This is a genomic window from Rothia uropygialis, assembly GCF_004137765.1.
Taxonomy (GTDB): domain Bacteria; phylum Actinomycetota; class Actinomycetes; order Actinomycetales; family Micrococcaceae; genus Rothia.
This window is the reverse complement of sequence record NZ_NOIS01000002.1, coordinates 55,421-80,508: the sequence shown is the minus strand read 5'-3', so window position 1 is coordinate 80,508 and position 25,088 is coordinate 55,421. Positions and strand designations below refer to the sequence as shown.

The window sequence follows — 25,088 nt, the reverse complement described above, 5'->3', positions numbered from 1 at the left end:
CCTGACTCCCGGCAGGAGGAGACGACTGCGGATGTTGAGTGGAGAAGATGAGCCCAGTAGGGCCGTTGAGACGAGACCGTGAGGGTCAAGTAGAAATTTCCCCCACCCCGGAGGGTGAGGTTCAGTATCACAACACCCGCCTCCCGGCGGGACACTCTCATTCTACGTCAGCGAGCTGGCCGGCGTCTGGCGGCGACCTGACCGCGCCGGTGGCTTTTCGGTCGGCGGTCCGGACTGGCTCAGCGACAAGCGCATCAGCAGCTCGGTCAGCTTCTGGTAGTCAGCGGACTCGCGCAGCTCGGATCGCACGGACAGTCGCCGTTCTTCCTGACGGCGCCGGTTGGTCTTCTTGACGTAAGCACCCATCAGCCGAGCACCTCCCCGGTGCCCGGGTCGACGCCGGTGTAGAAAGCGTCTTCGGCGCTCCGACGGGTCTCGACCTGTTCGGCGACGTAGTCCACGAAGTCACGATCACGGTCGGACGCCGTGACCGCGCACCGGGCACAGGGCATCACCGTGGACACCGCGCACGTCCTGGTCCAAGCGGCGACCACGCGGGAGAACTTTTACGTCGCGATGACCCGCGGCAGAGACTCCAATCGGGCGTGGGTGATCCTCGACCGCCCCGACGACGCCCACACCGCCCCGCACCCCTCTGACAACGAGGAGGCCACCGGCCGCAGCGTCCTGTACGGAGTGGTGCAGCACTCCGGTGCCGAGCTGTCGGCGCACGAGACCATCACCGCCGAGCAAGACCACTGGGGCTCGATCACCCAGCTCGCCGCGGAATACGAAACCGTCGCGTCCGCCGACCAGCACGACCGGTGGGCCACCCTCATCCGCACCAGCGGGCTCACCACCGAGCAGGCCGACGCGGCTCTCGACTCGGAGGCATTCGGAGCGCTCACGGCCGAGCTGCGGCGGGCCGAAGCCAACCATCACGACGTGGATGCCCTGCTTCCGAGGCTGGTCGCCGCCCGTGGGGTTGAGGACGCCGACGATATCGCCAAGGTCATGCACTATCGGGTTGCCCGCGCCACCGCCCGACCCGCCGGGTCCGGACGCACCCGCAAACCCCCGGTACTGATCGCCGGACTGATCCCACAAGCCGCTGGGGCCATGAGTCCGGAGATGCGCCAAGCACTCACCGAGCGGCGCGATCTGATCGAACAGCGAGCCGACGCCGCCCTCGACACCGCCCTCATCGAACAGCAGCCCTGGACTGGCACGCTGGGCGATCCGCCGGACGACGAGGCCAGGTGGGCACGGTGGCGGCAGTCGGCCCGCACGATCGCCGCCTACCGTGACCGTTACAGCATCAGCGACGACACACCGCTCGGCCCGCAACCGGAATCCGCAGCGCAGAAGATCGGCCACGCCAGCGCTCCGCACGCGCTCGACCAAGCCGCCCGATTGACAACTGGCGACGCGCCGCTTCAAGCACCCCGCCATGGGCCGGACCGACAAGTGCCGAAACTCTAGCGGCGCGTCGCCACCACTCTGAAAGGACCGACCTCACTGACGGCTCTCGGTGATAGCCTAACGTTAGAACCCGCAAGAGGAGTGTGCGAGAAGATGGCGGAAGAACACGAAGTTCTCACGACGGAGGAGGCTGCAGCGCTGCTGCGCGTGAGCACCAAGACCGTGCTCGCGCTCGCCGGCGAAGGCTCCCTGCCCGGCGAGAAGGTCGGACGAGCCTGGCGCTTCCTCCGTAGCGACGTTCTCGCAGTCGTACGAGGCAGCAAGGACACAGCGAAGAGTGTGGAGAACTGAGTGACAGCACGAGATACCGTCCGCACGCCCCTTACCGATCAAAACGCTATCGCTGAGCGGGGGACGTCATGATCGACATGTCCATGTGGGAGGAGCTGGTCGTCGACGTTCTCAACGACGTCAAACTCGACCCCCGCAACGTCCGACTCGACATTCCCGAAGGTGTCCCGGAATCCGACATCGTCCAGGACTTGTTCACCAACGAAAAGGCACTGAGCCTCGTCGAAGGTATCGCCAAGGTCGGCCTGTTGACACATGAAGTCCCCATCGTCCTGGAGCGTGACGGTCAACTGATCGTGGTTGAGGGCAATCGCCGCGTCGCTGCACTGAAAGCTATCCAGAACCCGTATCTCGCACCCGATCACCAAGCGCGCATCGGAAAGCTCGCGCAGTCAGTGCCCGATCGCGCCGCGATCCGTCGTATCACCGTCAAGAGAGCACCTTCCCAGGACGACGCCGACCAACTCGTCGCAGCGCTTCACACCAGCAATCAGCGCGTGGCGTGGGGTCCGGCGAGGCAGGCCGCGTTCTTCCAGGCGCAACTCGACGCCGGCAAATCGCCGGAAGGGCTGATCGCCCAGTATCCAACAATCGACGTCCGGAAGTTCATCACACGGAGCAAGATTCTCGAACTGTTCCGCAACGTTACCTACGACGACCCGTCACTGGGCGACTACGCACGCAAACGCCGCTTCCCAGTGTCGACCCTTGCGCGCCTCTATGAGAATGAGAAGTTCCTCGACCTCGTTGGAATTCACATCCAGAACGGCACGGGAGAGGTCTCCCTCATCTCAAGCGCCGGCTTGTTCAAGCGAGTCGCGACGAAGATCGTGAGGGACATCCGCGACGGCGTGATCAACACGCGTACCCTCAACAAGTCCTCAAGCGACCGTTACGTCGAGTACATGGACGACCTGCGCGACTTGCTTGACGAGCATAGAGATGACGAATCATCCAATGGCGAGTCGGCCAGCACAAATTCCGACACGTCGGATTCTTCGGCGAAGGCGAGTAAGCGTTCGGATTTCGGCGGTCAGGGCGAGGGATCGCAGGCTCGTGACGGCGCAGATGGCGACTCGCGTGAACCTAACGATGCTGGACGGGATAAGCCGAAGCCGCTTCCGCGGAAAAGGAACTATCTCAACACCGACAACCTGACGGTCCCCCCGTCGTTCCCGGCTTCAATACACGAGATAGTGAAGGAACTGTCAGCGATCAACGTCCAGCGCTTCCCGAACGCGACGCTTGACTTGCTCCGCACCTTCTTGGAGAAGACGATTAAGGCCCACGCCGAGATGCTTGGCGAGGAGATCAAAAAGAGTTCAAATGAGCAGGGCTTCGTGTACCTCTCGAACTGCCTCGTGTGGCTCGAACAGCACTTCAAGTCGACCGGACAGACCGCATTGATCCAGCCCGTTCAGAAGATCCGAGGTGGACGTCACGGCTTTGTCGGCTCTAAAGCACACCTCGATGCCACCAATCACAATCATCACATTTTTGCTACACCCGACGACGTTCGTGAATGCTGGGCGACCATCGAAGGAGTCATGAAGGCGGTCCTCAAACCATGACCCAAACAGCGACATCTGCACGTAAACGAGTGACCATCTCGCCGCTCCGGTACCCAGGCGGGAAGGGCCTGCTTTACTCGCGCCTGCGGACGATTATCCGGGAAAACAAGCTCACCTCAAGCGTATACGTCGAACCATACGCAGGAGGTGCGGGCGCGGCTCTCGCCCTGCTCGTGTCTGGCCAGGTCGAACGGATCGCTATCAACGACCTAGACCCTGCCGTGTTCGCGTTCTGGAACGCAGTCGTCACTCAGCCCGACGAATTCACCGCGCTAGTCAATAGCGTCGAACTTTCCGTCGATGAGTGGGAACGACAGCGTGAGGTCTATTTGACCTCCGCCCGCGACAACCACCTCCCGCTCGGATTCGCAACGTTCTATCTCAATCGGACCAACCGCTCAGGCATCCTGAACGGCGGTCCCATCGGTGGTAAAGACCAGACGGGCAACTACAAGATCGACGCTCGCTTCAACCGCGAAGGCCTAGCCGAGCGCATCCGACTGATCGCGCTCCACGCAGACCGCATAGCCGTGACCAACGAGGATGGTCTGCGCGTCATCGGCCGGTACTCGGACCGCGACGACGCCTTCATCTACGCCGATCCGCCCTACTTCGAGAAGGCAGGATCGCTCTATCTCAACGCCTTCCAAGACTCCGACCACCGCGCTCTAGCTGACTGCCTCAAAGGCGTGCGGCGAGCAAAATGGATTCTCACCTACGACAACGTGCCTCAGGTCGCAGAACTCTACTCGGATCTGCGCAGGAGACTATTCGCACTAAACTACTCGGCTCACCGCGTGATGAAAGCCAGCGAAATCATGGTGTTCTCGCCGGAACTGTCTATTCCCGAGGAGCTTGAATCTGCGCATGCCGACCTCGTGCAGGTGGCAGACGCCGCTATAGGAGGAACACACTGATGGCGCGGCTAGACAAAGCATCACCGGACACGCTCTCTCTCGACCTCGCGAACCCGCGTATCCCCGACGCGAAGTTCACCGACGAAGACGAGGCAATCGCCTACCTCTATACACAGGCCGATCTGGGCGAGCTGATCCAGTCGATCGGCAACTCAGGGTGGCTCGACTTTGAGCCCCTCATCGTCGAGGAATCAACCCGTACCGTCGTCGAGGGCAACCGCCGCCTCGCGGCCCTGCGCATCATTGCGAACCCCCGCTTCCAGCAGCAGTTCAAAGTCACACTGCCGCAACCTCTCCACGCGAACGCCATACCGACCGAGATCCAGGTCAACTACGTCAGTAGCCGTAAAGAAGCACGCGACTTTATCGGGTTCAAGCACGTCAACGGTGCCTTCAAATGGGACTCCTACGCGAAGGCGCGATTCGCACATTCATGGCTCCAAGACGGAGACGACATCGACGAAGTCAGTCGCAGGCTGGGCGACGGGCACAACACCGTCAGCAGACTCGTCAATGGCGTCGTTGTGCTAGAGCAAGCGGAGAACGCCAAACTCTTCGACCGCGAACTCCGTTCTAAGAAATCCTTCTACTTCTCCCACCTCTACACCGCGCTCTCGACAGCGAACGTCCGTCAGTTCCTAGGCCTGCCTGAGAGTGACAACTCAGTGCTTCCACCCGCGCCAGTGCCACCATCGCACCGAGCGCATCTACGTGACCTCCTGTCATGGCTCTACGGTCAAGAAGACGAACCAGCGCTAATCAGGAGCCAGAATCCCGATCTCGGACGACTCATCAACGTGCTCGGCAGCGAGCGGGCAATCCGAGTGCTCGAATCCAACCGAGACCTCGACCGCGCCTTCGACGTCGTAGAAGACAAGGCAAAGGCGTTCGAGAAGGCGTTCTACCAACTCGCCAGCTCTGCCGAAGACGTCTCCCGGATTATCGCTCGCTACGATCCGAAGTCCGATCTGGTCGATGACGCGGAAGCAACTCTTCGCGTGGTGACCATCGTGGTCAACGCCATGAAAGAGGCGCACCTCGGAAGCCGCTCTTCTGATGAGAGTTAATGCGCCTCTTGAGCGCTCAACGAGGAGCGTAGCGGCCGACTGGGTGGAGCTACATGCCCTGCTGGACGCGTCGGTCGCGAACGAGCAAAGCCTGATCCGAAGCCAAACCGTTCAACAGGAACCCGACCATGGAAGCCTGCTGACTGACATCGACGCTGAGTTGGTCGACGAGGAAATTCTGGAACCCGACAACGACGAGCTCTCGGAACGCGTCTACGAGGAACTCGCGTATCGTGAACGGGTGCTCGGCGCTCGTTACCCGTTCGAACTTGTTTCGGAGTACGGAAAATGGGCGCTACGGCGTCGCGAAGCGGAGAGCGAATCTGAGGCCGCAGCACACGACTGCTACATCTGCTGCCTCCTGATCTCTGCGATCCACTCCGAGCTACTGCCGACAAAGAGTGACCACGAAGTGTTCAAGACAAGTGCGAGAGCTTTGCAAGTCGAGTCGTATTTGACGGCAGCCGAGGTGCTTGGCGGCCGCGCGTACTGGTTCGGCTTCCCACGGCCAGACGGCTCGGGAATGCTCGAAGCGATCCAGGACCTCGCGTCGACGATGGGCACTGCCGTGGCGCCAGAAGTACGGCCGCTGGGTCTCTCTGCCAATGCTGCGGACGGTACCGTTGACATCGTCGCCTGGCGTCCGTTCCTCGACGGGCAGGCAGCCTCGATCGTCGCTTACGGGCAAGTGGCTTCGGGCCGGAACTGGACCGCTAAGCCCATAAAGTCCTTCATTGATGGCAATTTTCTTCCCTGGTTCGACAAGACGCCATCGCACAAGCACATCGAGATGCTCTTCGTACCGTTCCCGCAGCACCATGAGCAGTCCGAGGAGAAGAAGCTGGACTTCCGCACCGTCGCCTCGGAGAAGGCCCGACTCCGTGAGAACGACTACGGGGTAGTGATTGACCGACTTCGTCTGACCGAGCTGATGGCACTTTCGAAGGTCAGCGGAAGGTACGACAAGCAGGAGTATGAGCAGCACGAAGACTACGTCCGGGCCTGGGCGGCAGAAGCGTTGTCCTACGCCGAGGGGAGAGCCGCGGCAGCCTGAGCGGCTGCCGGACCGCCAACGTGGCGAAGCGAACCGATCAAGTGGCCAAGAGTCAGCGCAAGACGCGATACCCAGAGCAGTCTCCCGAAACGCGAAACCGAAGGCACGGGCGACAACACGGCCGGTTCTGGCACTGGGGGGGTTCCGTTTGTCACACGGCGGGCGTATGGTCAGAAGTGAGGCAGAAACCCCTCCTCATGTAGCCCCGGCTCCGGGGCTGTCCGTCGGACACTCCACACGTACTGCCTCTCCCACAGTTACGTGTTTGGAGGCACATCATGTTCCGACTCGTCTGGATCGCCAGCATCCACGTCGCCGGCTTCTTACGCCGCTGGATGCCCACCAACGTGCTGCTCGACAAGATCCGCACGCGCTCCGGGCTCAAGTATGGGGTTCTGGCCATGCTACTCGCGATTCCCTACCTCTACGTCGCCAGCCTGCTCGCCGTCATCGTTCGTGACGGGGGTCCCGGCTGGCTCAACCTCTTCGTGCTCCTGGCCTTCTGGTCGGCCCTGAAGATGCTCTGGATCGGCCCGATCAGCCTTGTTACGCTCGCCAAGGTCCACTGGCACGAGCACACCGAGCGGCGAACGCCCGAGCCCTCGCCCGGCTTCGCGCAGGTTCCGGCGATGGCAGGAGGTGCGTCATGACCAAGGCGATCATCTACCTGCGCAGCGCCACCGTGAACTGTGACCAGGTCCGCCAGCAGGAGGCCGACTGCCGTGCCTACCTGCGTGAGCGCGACCTGGGCGACGTCGGCACAGTCACCGACACCGGACACCCGCAGGACGGGCTCACCACCCTCATCGACACGGCCGTCAAGGTCGGGGCCACCGAGGTGGTCGTCACCGACATCTCCCGTCTGGGCCGCCGGACGCTGGCCGCGACGCGCAACTTCGACGCGCTCGCCGAAGCGGGACTGACCCTCCACGCCGCCAGCGGCACCCTCAGTGGACCCGTCCTCGATGAGTGCATCCGCGACATGATGTACGAGTTCACCGTCGCGGACGCCCGCCGCATCCACGGCGACACCGAGTCCGGGGGCTGATACCCGGTCCACTCCACGAGTCGGCGCCCGCCTCCATTTCGGAGGCGGGCGCCGACTTCTCTTTGCGATCGTGACGGGCGGCGAGCACCTGGCTGCTATGAGGCCGCCTGCAGTTCCGCGCCGCCACCGGCGACTTCGCTGGACGTCCGCGAGTCCGACGGCTCGGCATCGACTAGCCCCGCTTCCACCAGGCACGTGCGAACCGACCTACGACCAACCCCGAGGCGACGGGCGATCGCACGCATCGACACTCCCGCACGGAACAGACGAACCGCCTCGGCACACTCATCCACATCAAGACCCGGACGACGCCGAAGCGTGCTCCGCCGACTCAGATGCGCAGACACCGTGGCCCGATGGATGCCGTACTTCTTCGCCAGACCCACAACGCTCATGCCAGCGTTGTAGTCCTCGATCAGACGGTCCACCTCAGAGGGCGTCAGAAAGGTTTGAGTCGTCTCGATTCTCCGGACTAACGAACCACGGGTATCCCTCACAGGAGGCGTTGACGGCCGCTTCGGCCCCTCGTACATCCCCCGAGAACACCGTGTTACCAGCGTTCTCGCCCTGCGGGGAATGTTGCTAAACGTGCTACGAAGTGACCCCAAGTACGAGGCCCGAATGTTGCCGCAGGATCCCCTGCACGCAAGCATTCGGGCCTCGTTTTTGTCTACGGGGAAGGACCTTGCCCGGTCTCACTCCCCCTCGTCTGCACGACCGATTCCCCTGGCTTCCAACGCATCCCCGACCTGGTCCGCGTGCTGGAGCGTCAACACCAGAACCGGCATGACCCAAGCCCAAGGAGCAATCCGAACCCCTCGCGCTTTCTGGGCATCCCTAACTTCGCGAATGATCGCGCCCAATTGGTTGACTGAGGTCAAGGTCAATGCCATGGCCAATCCAATCCGTTCCGGGTCGAGACCTACACGGCGAAAAGGACCCAGCACGCGTTCACAGGTTTCGATCATGCCTTGAACGGGAGTTGTGCGCGTGACCACCTGAGCCAGCATGATCACCGAAATCACCCGGACCGTATTACGGACCGCTTCCAAAGGCTCAAGGAAAACGGCCTGAGTTGCGGCGAGAAAGGCAACCACCACGACAAGTCCTCTGAGATCGCGCAGAAACAGCCCTATACCCAAGCCTGCGAGCGCGTAGCCCGCGGGCGCTATGGCAATACATGCGCTGACGGTCCACCAGGTCACGGGGGCCAAGGAGAGCGCCAGAGCGAAGAGCGCAAAGAGCAACAGCTTGACCCCCGCCGGGAGCCGGTGGACGAGGCTGTGCCCCGGGTAGTAGAGCGAGATCATGTCAGGACCCGTTCGTAGGATTCAATGACTTCGGCCGGTTCGCCTTGTGCTGCGAGTTTTCCGTTGGCGATGAGGATTGCCTGGTCGCAGCGACGGGCGAGGTCCAGGTCGTGAGTGACCAAGAGAACTTGTGGGGCTGCCGGTTCGAGGAGCCGGCGTGCGATGATCCTGCGGTGCCGTGCATCCAAGAGGCTTGTGGGTTCGTCGGCAATGACAAGCTCCGGTTCCCCCACCAGAACCGAGCACAGAGCGAGGCGCTGCATCTGGCCGCTGGAGAGAGCGTGGCAGGGCCGCTCGGCGAGGTCCTCGAGTTCGTGCAGTCGGATGGCCTCCTCGACCTTGGCCGCGGTCTCTTCCCGAGTGAGCCTGCGTCCGCGCAACGTGAGAGCTATGTCTTCGCGAACCGTGGGCATGATTGTTTGGGCTCCCGGATTGGCGAAGACAAAGCCCACTGCGCGCCGTAGGCGTTTGACGTTCTTGACCGAATCGATCCCGTTCACCGTCACGCGTCCGGAGGAGGGACGTACAAGGCCCGCTATCGCCTTGGTTAGGGTCGACTTGCCGGAGCCGTTCTCGCCGATGATCGCGATGCGAGGCGCCTCGAGAGTTGTGGTGACTCCGTCCAGCAAGACGGTGCGCCCCTCGGGTCCGTCCGCCTCGACGCGCAGGTTCTCAATGCTGATGCTCATTCCACGTACTCCAGAATCATTGTTGCGCCCATGCCTCCGCCAATGGCGCAGGTTGTCAGCCCCCGGGAGCCGGGTCCTTCATGTCTGAGTCGGTGCAGGAGCCTCACAAGACCCACTGCCCCGGATGCGCCCCATGGATGGCCCAAAGCGAGAGCACCGCCCCATGTGTTGACTCGTGGGTCGATCTCTCCATGATGGGCTATCCCTAGACCGTCGAGTACCGCAAGAGATTGTGCCGCGAATGCCTCGACGACCTCGATGGCCTGAAGATCGTCAATCCTCAGACCTGCCCTGTTCAAGGCTTGCCGGGTTGATGCTACCGGTACAATCCCGGGAAGCGCCGGGTCTCCCCCGGTCGTTGTCGACGCCAGGATCTTCCAGTGGGGGCCGGTAACCCTGCCCAGGGTCGTCACGACGACGCCCGCTGCACCGTCCGAAATGCGCGCGGTGGTGCCTGGGGTGACCGTGGCACCCGGTTTGTCGCAGACAGGGGAAAAGCGTCGGAGGGCGTTGTTCCCGAGGCGGCGCGGACCGTCGTCAATAATCGTTGTCCTGGCCGGGCCCCGGGCCACGGAGACCGTCTCTGCTCGGAGGAAAGACTTTGCTCCTAAGGAAAGCTCGTGACTGCGTTCGGCAAAGGATTCTTGGCTTTCGCGTGAGATGCCCTTCAGTCGGGCCAGCTCGTCGGCGGCTTCGATCATGTCCGGATCGGGGAATCCTTGGGGCGCAAAACGCGCCCGTGCAAACGGAACGCCGTGATGCGAACGTGTCGGGGCGGTCGATGCGGATTCGGCTCCGCCGGCGAACATGGTCGCTCCCGTGGCCGCGACGTGGTGCATGGCCTGTTGAACGGCGACCAAACCCGAACCGCACTGAGCGTCGATGCCCCAACCTATGCACTCGGCACCGAAGCCCGCCGCCAATGCCGTATTCCGTCCGAGGTTTCCCCCTGGGCCGGTGCAATTGCCGAGCACCACACCGACTGGGCGCTGGCCGGTTGTCGTTTCCAATTCCGCCATGACCATGGCGGCCAATTCTTCGACGCCGTAGTTCGCGAGCGCGCGTGATCGACCGGTGATGGGGGTCCGGAGCCCGGCTGTTATGGCAATGTTCTGCATGGGATTCCTTGTAATGGCCGTTCGCAGGGCTGTGGATTTCCGGCTAACGGTGTGTTGAGCGAAGCTCCTGGAATTCTTCGGGCGAGAGTCGCCGGATTTTGCCGACCCCTGTTCGAGGCAGGCATTCGCATGTTTTCCATAGCCTGGGAAGCTGAGCTGGGGTCAGATGACGCCGGGCCATGTCTTGAATGGCCGCCAACGGTGGCGGGCTCTCTATCCGGTTTGTCTCGATGGCCGCGGCCACCAGATGCCCGGCACGCCCGTTGGGGATGCCGAGTACGAGGGAGGCGGATACTCCCGGCATCGAGTTGAGCACATCTTCGACCTCGGCGGGGATAACGGTGGCTCCCGCTGTGAGAATGGCGTCATCGACACGACCGTGGAGTACCAGCAGACCATCGTTGAGGCTTGCCCTGTCTCCGACTGTTGCCCATGGCCCGTCGGTTCTGAGGCCACCACCGGTGCCCAGCACGGCAAGTGCGCGTTGACTTGTCCGGACCCAGAGGATGCCGTCCCGGATTTCAAGGTCTACGCCGGGGAAGGCACGGAGACCATCCCCGGCGTCGACGGCCACCAGGGACAGCTCGGCTGCGCCAAAGTAGCTCACGATGTGCAGTCCGTGGTCTTCGGCTCGAGCCCTCAGCGGCGCAGGCAGTCTGTCTCCTCCGACGATCACGGACTTCAGAGCCGTCGGGTGGCCGGTGTCGAGGAGTTCGACTACGTCTCGCAGGTGCCACGGGGTGCCGTGCATGACCGTCGTCTCGGCGATGTCGCCGGGCGTGATTCGGTGTGTCTTCGGAACCTGGAAGCGGAACCCCGTGAACTCCGCGTGGGAGACGGCATAGGTACTCATGGAGGAGACCGGGTGGACGGGGATCAGCATGACGTCGTCGGAACCGATGTTCGCTAAACGATTCAGACCCGGATACGAGATGTCCCAGGAGTGTTGGGTTCTTACGACGATGCGCGGTTCCCCCGTAGTTCCGGACGTCAGGGCCGCCCACGCTGCCTGGCTAGGAACTCTTGCTTCGGAAACCCGCTTGACCAAAGATTTCCATCGAGCTTCGCTCCAGCGCTCGTCACCGACGAGAGGGACGCCTCCCTCGCGCCGGATGGACAGCGCTTCTCGCAGCACGTGTCCGTGGTCCCGCCCCTTCACAACGCGGATACGACGCGTGGAATCGTCGCCCTCCGTCGGTGTCACTTTTGGAATGCTCTCGGGTAGGCCTTCCAGAGCCCCATGGTCACGAGCGTGGCGATGACAACCTTGATGAGGTCGCCGGGGAGGAAAAGCAGCGATGCCGTAGCGGTCTGGCTCAAGGACATTCCGGTCACGGCGGCCTGTACTGGTATTCCCACTGCGTAGAGCGCGATCATGCCTCCGAGGATGCAGCCAAGAGATACTTTGACCCATGTGAGGCGCCCGTTGCCTGCCCGCACGACGACGCCGACCACGGCCGCTCCCAAGATCCACGCGACAAGGTAGCCGGCACTTGGTCCGACGAATGCGCCCAAGCCGCCACGCCCTCCAGAGAGCAGTGGCAGCCCCAAGGCAACGAGCGCCAAGAACAGCGTCATGGACAATGCGCCCCGCCATGGCCCGAGAACGGCTCCAGCAAGCATGACGCCCAACGTTTGTGCCGTGATCGGGACCAACCCGGGAAGCGGGATGTTTCCTGGCATTCCCAGGACCGCGACCAGCGCCGCGAATACCGCAATGTAGGCGATTGAATGCGCAGCCGAGGCGGGTGCCGCAGGAGTGGCCGTCGGGGTGTCACGGGTTACTGAACTCACTGTCTGCTCCATTTCTTTCACGAACGCCGTGGACCCGAGGGATCGTGAAGGGCCAGTCGAATCCGCCTATCGGATTTTGAACAGTGTTCAGGTTAGTCGAGAAGTGCACGATTCGCCGCATTGACGTCTTATGGTCTGGTCAGCTTTCGGACTCGAGCATGAACGGATCGCCCGTAGGCGAGGTCGCGTCCTTGTTTTCCACGGTCACGCCGAATGCCGCTACGTCATGAAGGTCCTGGTCCGTCATGGTGGTCATTTCGCCGCCCGATGCCGGGTCGGAGGAGCCTCCGGAATTGAGGGCTCCGTTGCCGATGACCTGATGATCTTTGTCCATGAGCCACATCATGTAGACCTTGCCCTCGGGCAGTTTCGGGAGATCATTCGTCGCAACTCCCGCCATGTTGTGCGAGGCCGAATACATCACGGAAATATTCGCGCCATTCATATTTCCCTTGGCCAGTGAGAGATCGGAGGCCGCGGAGAGCTGGCCCATAACCGACGTCGACGAACTCGACTGGGCTTGCGCCGCGGAGAGTTCGGATCGGGTCGCATCCAGCTGACGCTTCTGATCCATGCCCCAGACCCCTGCGAAGACTGCCAGTCCAGCACAGGCGGCGGCCACGACACCGGAGGCAACATTCCAGCGGATGCGGGCTTTAAGGCGGCTCGGAGGCAGTTGGTTGACAGACTTTCCGTCGGACGGACCCGAAGAGTCACGCTCCGAACCGAGCGGGAATGCTCTCGACAGGGAGTCTTCCTCGACCGTGGCCACTCCTCTGGTTGCGTGCCGAGGGACGCGGTTCAACTGCGGTGTCGTCTGAATCTGTCGCATCACCCGTTCCTTGAGGGCCGCGGGAGGCTGTTCCTCCGGGATCGACTGGCCCAGGGCGGCGCCAACCTGGCTCCATTGATCCGCCAGTTCTTTCTGCTCCTGAGAGGCCTCGGCCTCGAATCTTTTCTGTTCCTCGGGCTCCAGGGCGTCGAGCGCATATGCAGCGACGGTGTCCTCCAAAGGGTTTTCAATTCGCTTCATATTCGCCTCCCAACTCGGAGCGTAACCGCATCAATCCCTGTCTCATTCTCGTTTTCACCGTGCCCAGCGGTATCTCCAACATTTTGGCGATCTTGCTCTGGGACAAGCCGCCGAAGTACGCCAATGTCATCACCTCTACCTGGGTTTGCGGTACACGCGAGAGGGCAGCGTGAACGGATTCGCTGTCGAGGCTCTGCTGGACGGTGGACTCGACGTGCTCATATGTTTCCCTGAACTCGGTTTTCCCCGTCCGCATCTCGCGATCCCAGGCCGCCTGGGACGCGCGGACCCTGTCTACCGCGCGGCGATGGGCGATCACGGTCACCCATGACCCCACCGAGCCCCGGGAAGGATCGTATTGAGGAGCTTTCTGCCACACCTCGAGGAAGACTTCCTGAGTGACTTCTTCGGCGTGGGAACGGTTGCGCAGAATGCGCTGGACGAGACCGTAAATCCGAGGAACCAACAGGTCGTACAAGCGCTCAAAACAATTCTGGTTGCCCCTCGAGGCACAACCCATCAAGGCTTCGAGCAGATCGTGCTCGCTTTCCGAGGCCCTGACGGCTTCCGCCACTTCAGGATCTCGGGGCTCTTCGTCCGTGGCACGGAAGCTTCGGGCCATAATCACCATTGTCATTCCGCCGGCCTGTAGACCGGACTCGAAACCGCCCTCTTTTCCGGGGTGGTCTTGCGCTGAGTAATCACACGTCAGATGATCCGACGGTGAGATGAACACCGCAACGCCCGCTGCACGAGGGGGGTCGTCGAAGGTCACATCGTGTTTTCTCCCGTCATTCTAGTCTTTATTCGATTCGCTTTTCCGAAAGTGAAGTCTCGACCCGCGGACAAGCGAGCTTCGACGAATGCTCGGAGGTTGCCGAACATTACACGAAGTATTCGGAGCCGCCCGGCCATCGGTTTTCGTCCGACCATACGGGAGCCCGGTTGCACCCGACCGAAGAGCCAATCGACAGAAAGCTCGATACGGTGTGGGTAGACACCAACATTTGACCCGCACTGGAGACCTCATGTCTGTACGCCCCATTGTGATTACCGGCGAACCCGTCCTGCACGCACCGACACAATCAGTCACCGTCTTCGATGACGATCTGCGCACGCTTGTGGCTGACATGTACGAGACCATGGACCTCGCTCATGGAGTCGGTCTTGCAGCGACACAGGTCGGCATCCCGTGGAGGCTTTTCACTTTCTCCTATGTAAACGACGACGATGCGCCCGACCGTGGGGTACTCATCAATCCCCGTCTTACGCTCGGCAAAATTTCCGAGGTGGAGCCGGACAAGGAAGAAGAAGCCGAGGGTTGCCTTTCGGTACCGGGCCTCTCCTTCCCGCTGAAACGTGCCGATTGGGTTCGAGTCAACGCCCAGGACGAATTCGGAGCAGCCATCGAGTTCGAGGCCAATGGGTGGTTCGCGCGAGTTATGCAACACGAGACCGATCACCTGGACGGCAAGCTCTACGTCGATCGTCTCAACGACCGATGGGGAAAGCGCGCCAAGAAAGCCATCAAGAAGGAAGGCTGGGGGGTCGCCGGCCTGACGTGGATGCCCGGGGTCGACGAGGACCCCTTCGGCCATTCCGAAGATTAAACTTATAGTCTAACTTAATCTTGAAACTTCGCGCTTTACCTAGTCAGCGCCGAGAACCAAGGTCAGGTACTGCCCCGAACTTGCGTCGCTTTCAATTTCAACCTTCCATTGAGATTCAAGTATGTCGACAAGGTCCGGGACGCTCTCAGGAACCGTCGCGGATTCGAGGAGGGCTCGGGCGACTTTCCCGCGGAAATATTTGGCCATATGCGAGACAACCTGACGTTTGCCATCAAGTTCCCGTACGACCCGAATCGTGACCGTCCTCTCTGAGGGTGCCTTCCACACCGCTGCATAGCTCGACGATCTGCAATCGATCACCAGGTGGCCTCGGCTGTATTCGTCCAGAACCGGCTTGAGCTCCGATCTCCACCACGCCGCGAGGGAGCCCTTGGGCGCGACCCTAGATCCCATGGACAAGCGATAGGCAGGTATCACGTCTTCTGGTCGCACCGCTCCCCACAACGCCGAGATGACCACCACGGACCGTCGAGCGCGCTCCTTGGCATCCGTCGAGAGGCTCGGATAGTCCAAGGCATCGAAAAGCACCCCGGTGTAGACATCTAGCGCCGGTGCGCTGGCTTCGTGAGCCAGACGAGTATTCCGTTGGACCTCCGTGGTCAAGCTGGGACCCGTTTTGAGGAGGTCGGCGGCGTCGTCACGGGAGCTGACCTCAATCAGCCTCTCGAGCATGGCTTCGCGGGCCTCTGTGAGTTCGGGAAAGCTCAGTGCCGAAAGGTCGACGCTCGGACCTGCATCGGGAGCGGTCTTGGACTCTGAGGGAGGAAGCAAAATCAACATCCCTTCCAGTGTAGAGTTGTCCGACGGACGGGTCGGCCGGGCGATCGCGCGGCGTGTATCACGCCTCGAGGAAAGTCCGGGCTCCGCAGGGCAGAATGGTGGATAACGTCCACTCGGGGCAACCCGCAGGCCAGTGCCACAGAAAGCAGACCGCCCGCTTCGGCGGGTCAGGGTGAAACGGTGGTGTAAGAGACCACCAGTTCCCGCGGTGACGCGGGAAGCTCGGTAAACCCCATTCGGAGCAAGGCCAGACAGAGTGCGTTACGAGGGCTGCTCGCCCCAAGCATTCGGGTAGGCCGCTTGATCCCTTGAGCAATCAAGGGGCTAGATGGATGATCGCCACTGCGCAAGGGAAACCGAGCGCCAGCACAAAACCCGGCTTACAGGCCGGCCCGTCCCTCAACACTGACAAGCCTGTTGTCTATCGGCCCGAGGCCCGCCGTTCCCGCGCGTAGCCGATCGCGTCCGGTTCCGTCGACGCGGATGACGGAGCCGATTCCGGGTGAATCGTGAAATCCCAGGGGTCAGTATTGAGACTGCTCAATAGCGTTTCGACCTCATACCCTTGCTCGGCCAGCCTGTTCCGGAGCATCCGTGCGCCATGAGCGAGCCACAGTTCTTCGCTCGCGAAATGGGAACAGTCGACAAGGTACGGCTTTCCGCCGGCCAACAAGGCGCGTTCACGGGCTTCTGACGCCGGATGGTGCCGAAGATCCGCAGTGACGTATACGTCGGCGTCTGCGCTCCGGACCTCGTCGAACAGCGAATCTCCCGCGCCACCGCACACCGCAACGCGGCGCACGACGCCGTCCCTCGGACCTGCGATTCGGAGTCCCCCAGCGGTCGGCAGCAGCGTGGAGGACAGTCTCTGGCCCAACCTCTCGAGCGTGATTTCCTCCGGGAGGTCACCTACCCGGCCGATCCCCGTCTCAGACTCAGGGTCACCCAACGGAACCGAGGTGTCGATCCCACAGGCTGTGATCAGCGCATCAGAGACGCCTCCTGCCATACTGTCCGCGTTCGTGTGGGACGCCAAAAGCCCGCAGCCAGCTTCGATCAAGGTATGCAACACGGCGCCTTTGTCGCTCGATGCCGGCAGAAATTGGGCGCCGCGGAGCAACAACGGGTGGTGGGTCAGGAGCAATTGGCATTCGGCCCCGACCGCTTCCCGCGCAGTGGCTTGGACGGCATCTACCGCGAACATAATTCTTCGGACGAGCTGGTCTCCTCGTCCGCTCACCAGACCACTCGCGTCCCACCCTTCGGAAAGCGATACTGGCCAGAGCTCATGAGCTGAGCGGACGACGTCGTTCAAGCGAGGAGTCTTCATGGATCCAGTCTAAGGATTGCCGTAGTCATTGCCACGGCTCCCCCAACAGCGAACCCCGGTGACGTCGCGGCTCCGGGAGGACCAGAATGGAGCGCATGAAAGAATTCACCGTAGCCGCCGGATGTTTCTGGTGCTTGGATGCCGTTTACCAACGAACTCGCGGAGTGGAGTCCTCGGTCTGCGGATACACCGGAGGTCATACGTCCCACCCGACCTACGAAGAGGTCTGCAGCGGCCGCTCCGGTCATGCCGAGGCGATACAAGTCCGATTCGACGAAAACGTGGTTCCGGAAGACGTCATCATGGACATGTTCTTCACGACCCACGACCCCACCAGCTTGAACCGGCAAGGGTACGACGTCGGCACTCAGTACCGTTCGGCCCTGTTCTACAAGGACGAAGCAGAGAAGAGATTCTTCCAGAGCCAGATCGACCGGGCTCAACAGCTCTTCGACCGGCCGATCGTCACGACTTTGGAGCCGCTGGAAACTTTCCACCCGGCCGAAGACATTCATCAGGACTTCGAGCGCGAGAACCCCAACAACGGGTACTGCCAAGTGATCATTGATCCCAAACTCCGCCGAGCCAGGGAATATTACAAGATGTGGCTCGTAGCCGCCTAAGGCGGCACGCACGGACTACCGTAGTGAGCAGTACGGGACCTTTCTCGTTTACGCCGTTTTACAGCTCTAGAAAGGCGACAACATGGCTAAAATTCTCGACAACGTCACCGAGGCCATTGGGGCGACTCCATTGGTCAAGCTCAACCAGCTGGACAAGGACCTGCCCGGCAACGTAGCGGTCAAACTTGAGTTCTACAACCCCGCAAATTCCGTCAAGGACCGCATCGGCAAGGCCATCATCGATGCCGCCGAGAAGTCGGGCCAGCTTCGTCCGGGTGGCACCATCGTCGAGGGCACTTCCGGCAACACCGGCATTGCCTTGGCCATGGTCGGTGCCGCACGGGGGTACAAGGTTGTTCTGACCATGCCCGAGACCATGTCGACTGAACGTCGCGTGATGTTACGCGCCTACGGCGCCGAAATTGTCCTGACCCCCGGTGCCGAAGGTATGCGCGGGGCCGTTGACAAGGCCGCCGAGATCGTGGAGAACTCCGACAACGCCGTCCTGGCCCGTCAGTTCGAAAACGAAGCGAATCCCCAGGTTCACTACGACACGACCGGACCCGAGATCTGGGATGCCACCGATGGCGAGGTCGACCTGTTCGTTGCGGGCATTGGCACCGGCGGAACCATCTCCGGCGCGGGCAAATACCTCAAGGAGCAGAACCCGGATATCAAGATTGTTGCGGTAGAACCGTCCGATTCCCCGCTTCTGACCGAAGGCAAGGCCGGCCCTCACAAGATCCAAGGCCTCGGCGCCAATTTCCTCCCCGAGACGCTGGATCGCGAGATCTACGACTCCGTTACCGACGTCAACCTTGACGACGCTGTCCGCGTTGCCCGACAGCTCGGTGCAGAAGAAGGCATTCTCGGCGGCATCTCTTCCGGGGCCAACGTCTGGGCCGCATTGGAAGAGGCGAAGAAGTCCGAGAACGAAGGCAAACTCATCGTGACCGTGGTGTGCGACTTCGCGGAGCGTTACATTTCGACCGTCCTGTACGAAGACATCCGCGGCTGATCACCGCTCACGTTTCAGTACGCAGCCTGTGCCCACGCGAGAATTCGTGTGGGCACAGTTCTGATTTCGGCCTCCTTCCCCGATTGCGGGAATAGGGCCGGCGCATCAGCGGTTGAAACCCAACGAAGCATCTGCATCACACCTGTACCTCGCCGGCAGCCGAGTGCCCTAGCCTGCTCTGCGCCTGCTCCCCACGATGAAAGCGACACCGTGAGTTTCCTCAGCCGTCTCAGGGAAGACCTGACCACAGCACGCACGCACGACCCCGCAGCGCGAGGGGACCTTGAAATTGTCCTCAATTACTCGGGGCTTCACGCCATTTGGATCCACCGGGTGACTCACCGGCTGTGGCAGAAGAATGAACTTCGCACCCTGGCCCGCACCCTCTCGCAGCTCACCCGGTGGCTCACCGGGATCGAAATCCATCCGGGGGCAACGATCGGTCGACGCTTCTTCATTGACCACGGTATGGGCGTCGTGATCGGCGAAACCACCGAGATCGGAGACGACGTCATGCTCTACCACGGAGTGACCCTTGGCGGCCGTTCCCTGGAGAAGGTCAAGAGGCATCCCACACTCGGGAATCGCGTCACGGTCGGGGCGGGCGCCAAAGTTCTTGGACCGATTGTGATCGGAGACGATTCCGCGGTCGGAGCCAACGCCGTCGTCGTGCACGACGCCCCCGCTTCATCGATCGTCACCGGAATTCCGGCCGAGGCACGTCCCCGGACCCCGGAGAAGAAAGCGCCGTTAGTCGATCCGGTGACCTACATCGACCCGGCCATGTGGATCTAAAGTCTGCTTCTGTTGACGAAAACGCCCGCTCGCGATTCACAGCGAGCGGGCGTCTTCGTCAATGACCGGGGCGAACTACTTGGTCTGCCGGCCCACGGGAGCAGGAGCCTTCTCGCCCGCGCTGCTGACCTCTGAACGGTCCTCGGACCACAACGTGTGGAAGGTTCCGTCTTCGTCGACGCGTTGATACGTGTGAGCGCCGAAAAAGTCCCGTTGTCCCTGGATCAAGGCGGCGGGAAGACGGTCCCGACGGAGGCCGTCGTAATAGGACAGTGACGAGGCGAAGACCGGGACGGGAACGCCCAGGGCCGTAGCCTTGCTGACCACACGACGCCAGGACGGGAGCAGATCTTCGAGGGTGCTCAGGAACCCGGGAGCGAGCAACATGTTGACCGGCGCGTTGTCTCCCTTGTACGCCTCCATGATCTCCGCAAGCAGTTCGGCACGGATGATGCAACCGTTCCTCCACAGCGACGCGATGGTGTCCAGCTTGAGGTCCCAGCCGAATTCTTCGCCTGCGGAAGAGAGCATGTCCAAGCCCTGGGCGTAGGAAACGAGCTTGGAAGCGTACAAAGCCTTGCGCACATCTTCGACGAACTCGGGATCGCCCTTGGCGACCCCAGTTGCTGCGATCAGGCCCGCGGGCAACTTCTCCTGCGCTTCTTCGCGCGCAGCGGGATTGGATGAAGACAGTGCACGCGCGAAGACTGATTCAGCGATCCCCGACACGGGGGAACCGAGATCCAGAGCAGACTGAACGGTCCAACGACCTGTTCCCTTCTGTCCCGCCTGGTCGACGATGACGTCCACGAGCGGTTTACCGGTCTTCTCGTCCACCTGGGACAGCACCTCTGAGGTGATCTCGATCAGGTACGAATTCAGATCGGTCTTGTTCCATTCCTGGAAGACCTCGGCCTGCTCCTGGGGCTCGAGACCGGCAACGGAGCGGAGGAGATCAAAGGCCTCCCCGATAACCTGCATATCGGCATATTCGATGCCGTTGTGCACCATCTTGACGAAATGACCGGCGCCATCTGTATCGATCCACGCGCAGCACGGGGCGCCGTCGTCAGCTTTGGCTGAAATCTTTTCGAGCATCGGACCGAGAGACTTATAGGACTGCTTGGAGCCACCCGGCATGATAGACGGTCCGTTGAGAGCTCCTTCTTCGCCACCGGAGACTCCGACACCGACGAAGTGCAGGCCGTGTTCGGCGCACTCCTTCTCGCGTCGGATCGTGTCCTTGAAGTAGGAGTTTCCGCCGTCGATGATGATGTCGTCCTCGTCCAACAACGGGATCAAGGATTCGATCACGGCGTCAACCGGCGCACCGGCCTTGACCATGATGAGGATCCGCCTTGGGCGCTCCAGAGAGTCGACCAATTCCTGCAGGGTTTCGGTCCGGATGAACTGACCGTCCTCGCCGTGTTTGGCCAACAGTTCGTCGGTCTTGGCTGTGGTGCGGTTGTGCAACGCAACGGTGTAACCGTTGCGGGCCAGGTTGCGCGCCAGATTGGCGCCCATAACCGCCAGACCAGTCACACCGATCTGCGCCTTGCCGGAATTTGCCTCGGACTTTTGGGGAGAAGTGCTTTCAACTGCCATGAGTCCAGATTACGCGCAAAACGTTGCTGACGAGCAGGGGCACCCCGAAAACTGCTTCGGGATCGCACACGGCGTACACATGACCGGAACATGACGACGCGGTGGGGGCACCGTGAGCTGATCTTCCCCTACAGCAACGCAGAAGGCCGGCTCCTTGAGTGAAAGGAACCGGCCTCGTGCTGTCGGTGGGTCCTACCGGGATCGAACCGATGACATCCACGGTGTAAACGTGGCGCTCTACCAGCTGAGCTAAAGACCCTTGACAATCGAGTGGGCCACTTTTACAGCGGCCAGCACCCGATCTGATTGATTACAGTACATGAACCGATGAATCGGTGTTAATTCGAGAGGGACCTCAACGCCGTGGCGTTGGACACACCCGCTCGACGCTCAGAACCGAGTCGTTACCAGTCGTGTCGCGGACCACTCATCACTGACCTGCACGCTCGTGGTGAGCTTGAGGCCAGCCGTCGGCGCCGCTTCCTGGATATCGGCGGGTGGCACATGTCCGTCCCGGCCCGCTTTGGGGGTCATGACCCAGACAACGCCGCCCTCGTCCAGGGTGGTCAGCGAGTCGACAAGGGCGTCCACGAGGTCACCTTCGCCATCTCTCCACCAGAAGAGAACAGCGTCCACAACTTCCTGGTCTTCTTCGTCGAGGAGCTCGGATCCGGTGACGTCTTCCAGATCGTCCCGCAGGGCGAAATCGACGTCCTCGTCATATCCGAACTCTTGGATGAGGTCCCCATCCTTGAAACCAAGCAGGACAGCCGGACGATCTCCGGCGGTCTTGGTCTCGCTCACGTATTTTCCTCCTGAATGTTGGATCGCTCCGGACATGCCCCGGACCGAGCTTTGCGATGGTTACATCGCAATCGCGTTGACTCTAAGCCAACACTGGATTGCCTACACTATCAAGTAGAACCGGACAGTGGGTGATCCCGAACACTGTTGAAATTCTAGTTTCCCAATTCTACGGGGATCGGAGGGTCATTTTGCCCTCCAAGCCGGGGCCGATCGGCGTCAAAAGTCATCCTGGACGGAACAGTTGTGACACCATAGGACTAAAGCCCAGGTGGGTCGAGTGTGCCTGCCGTTATCATCCCGTCACGGGATGTGAGCTTTCTCCTCACATCGACAAAGAGAGGTTCAACGTGGCTCCCTCAGAGACGAATGACCACATCCTCAGTGCCCTCACCCTGGGCCTGTCGGATCAGGACCACGAAGAGACGTCAGAATGGATCGAGGCATTCGATGCCTTGGTCGAGGCACAGGGCACGGAACGTGCGCAGTTCATCATTCGACGCCTTCTCCAGCGTGCTGGTGCCAAGAGCATCCAGGTCCCGACCGTCACCACCACGGACTACGTCAATACGATCCCAGTGGATCAGGAACCCGAATTCCCCGGCGACGAGGAAATCGAGCGCCGGTACCGTGCCCTCATGCGTTGGAACGCTGCGGTCATGGTCCACCGCGCGCAGCGCCCCGAAATCGGGGTAGGTGGTCACATCTCCAGTTACGCGGGTGTCGCCACACTGTACGAAGTCGGCTTGAACCACTTCTTCCGCGGCCAGGATCACCCGGGCGGCGGAGATCAGATCTATTTCCAGGGGCACTCCTCGCCCGGCAATTATGCGCGCGCATACCTCGAAGGCCGTCTGACCGAAGAACAGCTCGACGGGTTCCGACAGGAAAAGACCAAAGGCGAAAACGGCCTACCGTCCTACCCGCACCCCCGGTGCAAGGACGATTTCTGGCAGTTCCCAACCGTTTCGATGGGCTTGGGACCGCTCAACGCGATTCACCAGGCCCAGTTCAATAAGTACCTTGACAACCGCGGCATCAAGGACACCTCGCAGCAGCACGTCTGGGCTTTCCTGGGCGACGGCGAGATGGACGAGCCGGAGTCACGCGGCGCTCTTCAGCTCGCCGCCAATGACAAACTCGACAATCTGACCTTCGTCGTCAACTGCAACCTCCAGCGCCTCGACGGCCCGGTGCGCGGCAACGGCAAGATCGTTCAGGAACTCGAAGCCTTCTTCCGTGGCGCAGGCTGGCACGTCATCAAGGTCCTGTGGGGCCGCGAGTGGGACGAGCTGCTGGACAAGGACGAGAACGGTGAGCTCGTTCGCATCATGAACGAGACCTTGGACGGCGATTACCAGACCTACAAGGCCGAATCCGGTGGATTCATTCGCGAGCACTTCTTCGGCCGCTCCCCCGAGACCAAAGAGATGGTTTCGGACATGTCCGACGAAGACATCTGGGCGCTCAAGCGTGGCGCGCACGACTACCGCAAGGTGTACGCGGCCTACAAGCAGGCCATGGAAACCAAGGGGCGGCCGACCGTCATCCTCGCACAGGGCGTGAAAGGCTACGGCCTCGGAAGTCACTTCGAGGGACGCAACGCAACGCACCAGATGAAGAAGCTGACGCTCGAAGACCTCAAGGTCTTCCGTGACCGTCTGCGCATTCCGATCTCCGATGAGGAACTCGAAAAGGATCTCTACGGAGCCCCGTACTACCATCCGGGCAAGGACTCGCCCGAGATCAAGTACATGCTCGAGCGTCGCAAGGAGCTCGGCGGATTCATCCCGTACCGTGACGGCTCGCAGCGCGAGCTCGTCTTGCCTTCGGAGAAGGCCTACTCGGTCGCGAAGAAGGGCTCCGGAAAGCAGATGGCCGCCACAACCATGGCGTTCGTCCGCCTGCTCAAGGACCTCATGCGAGAGAAGGAATTCGGCAAGCACGTTGTGCCGATCATTCCCGATGAGGCCCGCACATTCGGCATGGATTCGTTCTTCCCGACATCCAAGATCTACAACCCGAACGGGCAGAACTACCTCTCCGTGGACCGCGAGTTGATGCTGGCCTACAAGGAATCCGCGCAGGGGCAGCTTCTTCACGTGGGCATCAACGAGGCCGGGGCAACCGCCGCATTCACTGCGGTCGGCTCTTCGTACTCGACCCACGGCATCCCCATGGTTCCGGTCTACATCTTCTACTCGATGTTCGGATTCCAACGCTCAGGCGACGCCTTCTGGGCCGCTGCCGACCAGCTCTCCCGCGGGTTCATCGTGGGCGCGACCGCTGGTCGCACGACCTTGACCGGCGAGGGACTGCAGCACATGGACGGGCACTCGCCCATTCTGGCCTCGACCAACCCGGCAGTCCGCCACTTCGATCCGGCGTATGGCTACGAGATCGCGCACATCGTCAAGCGCGGCCTCGAGCACATGTACGGTACCGGCGACGAAGACCACAACGTCATGTACTACCTGACGGTGTACAACGAGCCGATCGTTCAGCCTGCTGAGCCGGAGGACGTCGACGTCGAGGGCATCGTCAAGGGCATCTACTTGCTCAAGCCCGCCGAGGTCGACGGCCCCCGGGCCCAATTGCTCGCATCCGGCGTGGGTGTTCCGTGGGCGCTTGAGGCGCAGGAGATCCTCGCGAAGGACTGGAACGTTTCCGCCGATGTGTGGTCCGTGACGTCCTGGAACGAGTTGCGTCGTGATGGTCTTGCGGCCGAACGGGAATCGATGCTCAACCCGGACGCACCGGAACGTGTACCGTTCGTGACCCAACAGCTCGAAGGAGCTGTGGGCCCGATCGTCGCGTCGTCCGACTTCGTCTCCGAGGTTCCGGACCAGATTCGCCAGTTCGTTCCGAACGAATTTGCCAGCCTGGGGGCCGACGGTTTCGGGTTCTCCGACACCCGTGCCGGTGCCCGCCGCTTCTTCCACATCGATGCGCACTCGATGGTGGTCCGTGCCCTAGAGATGCTTGCACGACGTGGCGAGGTGGACGCGGACGCGCCCTCCAAGGCGATCGAAAAATACGATTTGTTGGACGTCAATGCGGGAACCAGCGGCAATGCCGGTGGCGACTCGTAGTCGATGAAATCGGCGCTGTGGCCGGCTCCTGTGATG

At 61.5% G+C, this 25,088-nt stretch carries 26 protein-coding genes, 1 tRNA gene, 1 other RNA gene and 1 pseudogene; 14 read left to right on the top strand and 15 right to left on the bottom strand.

The window, feature by feature from the left end; all coding sequences use genetic code 11:
- Positions 1-162 precede the first annotated feature (162 nt).
- Together EWV35_RS03990 and EWV35_RS13140 are read right to left on the bottom strand one after the other, a co-directional pair.
- Positions 163-366 (bottom strand): hypothetical protein, encoded by a 204-nt coding sequence (locus tag EWV35_RS03990; RefSeq protein ID WP_129658419.1) that lies wholly within the window; start codon positions 364-366, stop codon positions 163-165.
- Complete coding sequence (locus EWV35_RS13140) at positions 366-524, bottom strand: hypothetical protein (protein ID WP_165168327.1); 159 nt, start codon at positions 522-524, stop codon at positions 366-368. The genes EWV35_RS03990 and EWV35_RS13140 overlap by 1 nt, the downstream gene beginning before the upstream one ends.
- On the opposite strand from EWV35_RS13140, the pseudogene EWV35_RS03985 reads away from it, so the two are divergent.
- The 8 genes and pseudogenes from EWV35_RS03985 to EWV35_RS03950 form a co-directional block, all read left to right on the top strand.
- Positions 484-1,482, top strand: a pseudogene (locus EWV35_RS03985) (C-terminal helicase domain-containing protein); the annotation flags it as partial. The gene EWV35_RS13140 and the pseudogene EWV35_RS03985 overlap by 41 nt on opposite strands.
- Positions 1,483-1,575: 93 nt before the next feature.
- Positions 1,576-1,773 carry a helix-turn-helix domain-containing protein gene (locus EWV35_RS03980; protein WP_129658417.1) on the top strand — a complete coding sequence of 66 codons (198 nt, stop codon included), beginning with the start codon at positions 1,576-1,578 and terminating at the stop codon, positions 1,771-1,773.
- 68 nt (positions 1,774-1,841) lie between these two features.
- Entirely contained in the window at positions 1,842-3,344 is a 1,503-nt protein-coding gene (locus tag EWV35_RS03975; RefSeq protein WP_129658415.1) for a hypothetical protein, read from the top strand.
- Positions 3,341-4,261, top strand: coding sequence for a DNA adenine methylase (locus EWV35_RS03970; protein ID WP_165168325.1), 921 nt, complete (start codon positions 3,341-3,343; stop codon positions 4,259-4,261). Before EWV35_RS03975 ends, EWV35_RS03970 begins: the two co-directional genes overlap by 4 nt.
- Positions 4,261-5,328, top strand: a complete 1,068-nt coding sequence (locus tag EWV35_RS03965) for a hypothetical protein (RefSeq protein ID WP_129658413.1) — start codon at positions 4,261-4,263, stop codon at positions 5,326-5,328. The genes EWV35_RS03970 and EWV35_RS03965 overlap by 1 nt, the downstream gene beginning before the upstream one ends.
- Positions 5,329-5,371: 43 nt before the next feature.
- A complete protein-coding gene (locus EWV35_RS03960) occupies positions 5,372-6,382 on the top strand; it encodes a hypothetical protein (protein ID WP_129658411.1) in 1,011 nt (336 codons plus the stop codon).
- A 278-nt stretch (positions 6,383-6,660) separates the two neighbouring features.
- A complete protein-coding gene (locus EWV35_RS03955) occupies positions 6,661-7,032 on the top strand; it encodes a sulfate permease (RefSeq protein ID WP_129658409.1) in 372 nt (123 codons plus the stop codon).
- Positions 7,029-7,430, top strand: coding sequence for a recombinase family protein (locus EWV35_RS03950; protein WP_129658407.1), 402 nt, complete (start codon positions 7,029-7,031; stop codon positions 7,428-7,430). Before EWV35_RS03955 ends, EWV35_RS03950 begins: the two co-directional genes overlap by 4 nt.
- Positions 7,431-7,525: 95 nt before the next feature.
- Here EWV35_RS03950 and EWV35_RS03945 read toward each other — a convergent pair whose 3' ends face one another.
- The 8 genes from EWV35_RS03945 to EWV35_RS03910 form a co-directional block, all read right to left on the bottom strand.
- Positions 7,526-7,858 carry a helix-turn-helix domain-containing protein gene (locus EWV35_RS03945; protein ID WP_129659490.1) on the bottom strand — a complete coding sequence of 111 codons (333 nt, stop codon included), beginning with the start codon at positions 7,856-7,858 and terminating at the stop codon, positions 7,526-7,528.
- A 267-nt stretch (positions 7,859-8,125) separates the two neighbouring features.
- A complete protein-coding gene (locus EWV35_RS03940; RefSeq protein ID WP_129658405.1) occupies positions 8,126-8,740 on the bottom strand; it encodes an energy-coupling factor transporter transmembrane component T family protein in 615 nt (204 codons plus the stop codon).
- The gene (locus tag EWV35_RS03935; protein WP_129658403.1) at positions 8,737-9,429 is read right to left on the bottom strand and encodes an energy-coupling factor ABC transporter ATP-binding protein; all 693 of its coding nucleotides are present in this window, start codon (positions 9,427-9,429) and stop codon (positions 8,737-8,739) included. Before EWV35_RS03935 ends, EWV35_RS03940 begins: the two co-directional genes overlap by 4 nt.
- Positions 9,426-10,547 (bottom strand): thiolase family protein, encoded by a 1,122-nt coding sequence (locus tag EWV35_RS03930; RefSeq protein ID WP_129658401.1) that lies wholly within the window; start codon positions 10,545-10,547, stop codon positions 9,426-9,428. The genes EWV35_RS03935 and EWV35_RS03930 overlap by 4 nt, the downstream gene beginning before the upstream one ends.
- A gap of 43 nt (positions 10,548-10,590) precedes the next feature.
- Positions 10,591-11,751 carry an AMP-binding protein gene (locus EWV35_RS03925; protein ID WP_165168323.1) on the bottom strand — a complete coding sequence of 387 codons (1,161 nt, stop codon included), beginning with the start codon at positions 11,749-11,751 and terminating at the stop codon, positions 10,591-10,593.
- A complete protein-coding gene (locus tag EWV35_RS03920) occupies positions 11,748-12,341 on the bottom strand; it encodes a biotin transporter BioY (RefSeq protein WP_394342431.1) in 594 nt (197 codons plus the stop codon). Before EWV35_RS03920 ends, EWV35_RS03925 begins: the two co-directional genes overlap by 4 nt.
- 139 nt (positions 12,342-12,480) lie before the next feature.
- Positions 12,481-13,374 carry an anti-sigma factor domain-containing protein gene (locus EWV35_RS03915; RefSeq protein WP_129658397.1) on the bottom strand — a complete coding sequence of 298 codons (894 nt, stop codon included), beginning with the start codon at positions 13,372-13,374 and terminating at the stop codon, positions 12,481-12,483.
- Positions 13,361-14,149, bottom strand: a complete 789-nt coding sequence (locus EWV35_RS03910) for a sigma-70 family RNA polymerase sigma factor (RefSeq protein WP_238654137.1) — start codon at positions 14,147-14,149, stop codon at positions 13,361-13,363. Before EWV35_RS03910 ends, EWV35_RS03915 begins: the two co-directional genes overlap by 14 nt.
- Positions 14,150-14,402: 253 nt before the next feature.
- Between EWV35_RS03910 and def the strand changes: the two genes are divergently transcribed.
- The gene (gene def / locus EWV35_RS03905; protein ID WP_129659484.1) at positions 14,403-14,984 is read left to right on the top strand and encodes a peptide deformylase; all 582 of its coding nucleotides are present in this window, start codon (positions 14,403-14,405) and stop codon (positions 14,982-14,984) included.
- A 39-nt stretch (positions 14,985-15,023) separates the two neighbouring features.
- On the opposite strand, the gene EWV35_RS03900 is transcribed toward def, so the two are convergent.
- On the bottom strand, positions 15,024-15,785 hold the full coding sequence (locus tag EWV35_RS03900; RefSeq protein WP_129658394.1) for a YaaA family protein: 762 nt from the start codon (positions 15,783-15,785) through the stop codon (positions 15,024-15,026).
- A gap of 28 nt (positions 15,786-15,813) precedes the next feature.
- On the opposite strand from EWV35_RS03900, the gene rnpB reads away from it, so the two are divergent.
- Positions 15,814-16,184, top strand: an RNA gene (gene rnpB, locus EWV35_RS03895) — RNase P RNA component class A.
- Between the two features lie 22 nt (positions 16,185-16,206).
- Here rnpB and EWV35_RS03890 read toward each other — a convergent pair.
- Complete coding sequence (locus tag EWV35_RS03890; RefSeq protein ID WP_129658391.1) at positions 16,207-17,115, bottom strand: Nif3-like dinuclear metal center hexameric protein; 909 nt, start codon at positions 17,113-17,115, stop codon at positions 16,207-16,209.
- A 95-nt stretch (positions 17,116-17,210) separates the two neighbouring features.
- Here EWV35_RS03890 and msrA point away from each other — a divergent pair, with 95 nt between their 5' ends.
- The 3 genes from msrA to epsC all read left to right on the top strand — a co-directional run bounded on the left by msrA (position 17,211) and on the right by epsC (position 19,551).
- Positions 17,211-17,738, top strand: a complete 528-nt coding sequence (gene msrA / locus EWV35_RS03885) for a peptide-methionine (S)-S-oxide reductase MsrA (RefSeq protein ID WP_129658389.1) — start codon at positions 17,211-17,213, stop codon at positions 17,736-17,738.
- Positions 17,739-17,820: 82 nt separating this feature from the next.
- A complete protein-coding gene (gene cysK / locus EWV35_RS03880) occupies positions 17,821-18,756 on the top strand; it encodes a cysteine synthase A (RefSeq protein WP_129658387.1) in 936 nt (311 codons plus the stop codon).
- Positions 18,757-18,966: 210 nt separating this feature from the next.
- Positions 18,967-19,551, top strand: coding sequence for a serine O-acetyltransferase EpsC (epsC, locus tag EWV35_RS03875; protein ID WP_129658385.1), 585 nt, complete (start codon positions 18,967-18,969; stop codon positions 19,549-19,551).
- Positions 19,552-19,626: 75 nt separating this feature from the next.
- Here the strand turns inward: epsC and gndA are convergent, their stop codons facing one another.
- The 3 genes from gndA to EWV35_RS03860 form a co-directional block, all read right to left on the bottom strand.
- Entirely contained in the window at positions 19,627-21,156 is a 1,530-nt protein-coding gene (gndA, locus tag EWV35_RS03870; protein ID WP_129658383.1) for an NADP-dependent phosphogluconate dehydrogenase, read from the bottom strand.
- A gap of 186 nt (positions 21,157-21,342) precedes the next feature.
- Positions 21,343-21,415 (bottom strand) — tRNA-Val (locus EWV35_RS03865).
- Positions 21,416-21,546: 131 nt separating this feature from the next.
- On the bottom strand, positions 21,547-21,960 hold the full coding sequence (locus EWV35_RS03860; protein WP_238654133.1) for a DUF3052 domain-containing protein: 414 nt from the start codon (positions 21,958-21,960) through the stop codon (positions 21,547-21,549).
- A gap of 350 nt (positions 21,961-22,310) precedes the next feature.
- Here EWV35_RS03860 and aceE point away from each other — a divergent pair, with 350 nt between their 5' ends.
- Complete coding sequence (gene aceE / locus EWV35_RS03855; RefSeq protein ID WP_129658379.1) at positions 22,311-25,052, top strand: pyruvate dehydrogenase (acetyl-transferring), homodimeric type; 2,742 nt, start codon at positions 22,311-22,313, stop codon at positions 25,050-25,052.
- The last annotated feature ends 36 nt before the right edge of the window (positions 25,053-25,088 follow it).

What these genes read in the sequence shown, in the direction of transcription:
- EWV35_RS03990 (WP_129658419.1), bottom strand. Translation starts at nt 366, where the DNA reads ATGGGTGCTTACGTCAAGAAGACCAACCGGCGCCGTCAGGAAGAACGG.
- EWV35_RS03980 (WP_129658417.1), top strand. Translation starts at nt 1,576, where the DNA reads ATGGCGGAAGAACACGAAGTTCTCACGACGGAGGAGGCTGCAGCGCTG.
- EWV35_RS03975 (WP_129658415.1), top strand. Translation starts at nt 1,842, where the DNA reads ATGATCGACATGTCCATGTGGGAGGAGCTGGTCGTCGACGTTCTCAAC.
- EWV35_RS03970 (WP_165168325.1), top strand. Translation starts at nt 3,341, where the DNA reads ATGACCCAAACAGCGACATCTGCACGTAAACGAGTGACCATCTCGCCG.
- EWV35_RS03965 (WP_129658413.1), top strand. Translation starts at nt 4,261, where the DNA reads ATGGCGCGGCTAGACAAAGCATCACCGGACACGCTCTCTCTCGACCTC.
- EWV35_RS03955 (WP_129658409.1), top strand. Translation starts at nt 6,661, where the DNA reads ATGTTCCGACTCGTCTGGATCGCCAGCATCCACGTCGCCGGCTTCTTA.
- EWV35_RS03950 (WP_129658407.1), top strand. Translation starts at nt 7,029, where the DNA reads ATGACCAAGGCGATCATCTACCTGCGCAGCGCCACCGTGAACTGTGAC.
- EWV35_RS03940 (WP_129658405.1), bottom strand. Translation starts at nt 8,740, where the DNA reads ATGATCTCGCTCTACTACCCGGGGCACAGCCTCGTCCACCGGCTCCCG.
- EWV35_RS03935 (WP_129658403.1), bottom strand. Translation starts at nt 9,429, where the DNA reads ATGAGCATCAGCATTGAGAACCTGCGCGTCGAGGCGGACGGACCCGAG.
- EWV35_RS03930 (WP_129658401.1), bottom strand. Translation starts at nt 10,547, where the DNA reads ATGCAGAACATTGCCATAACAGCCGGGCTCCGGACCCCCATCACCGGT.
- EWV35_RS03915 (WP_129658397.1), bottom strand. Translation starts at nt 13,374, where the DNA reads ATGAAGCGAATTGAAAACCCTTTGGAGGACACCGTCGCTGCATATGCG.
- def (WP_129659484.1), top strand. Translation starts at nt 14,403, where the DNA reads ATGTCTGTACGCCCCATTGTGATTACCGGCGAACCCGTCCTGCACGCA.
- EWV35_RS03900 (WP_129658394.1), bottom strand. Translation starts at nt 15,785, where the DNA reads ATGTTGATTTTGCTTCCTCCCTCAGAGTCCAAGACCGCTCCCGATGCA.
- EWV35_RS03890 (WP_129658391.1), bottom strand. Translation starts at nt 17,115, where the DNA reads ATGAAGACTCCTCGCTTGAACGACGTCGTCCGCTCAGCTCATGAGCTC.
- msrA (WP_129658389.1), top strand. Translation starts at nt 17,211, where the DNA reads ATGAAAGAATTCACCGTAGCCGCCGGATGTTTCTGGTGCTTGGATGCC.
- cysK (WP_129658387.1), top strand. Translation starts at nt 17,821, where the DNA reads ATGGCTAAAATTCTCGACAACGTCACCGAGGCCATTGGGGCGACTCCA.
- gndA (WP_129658383.1), bottom strand. Translation starts at nt 21,156, where the DNA reads ATGGCAGTTGAAAGCACTTCTCCCCAAAAGTCCGAGGCAAATTCCGGC.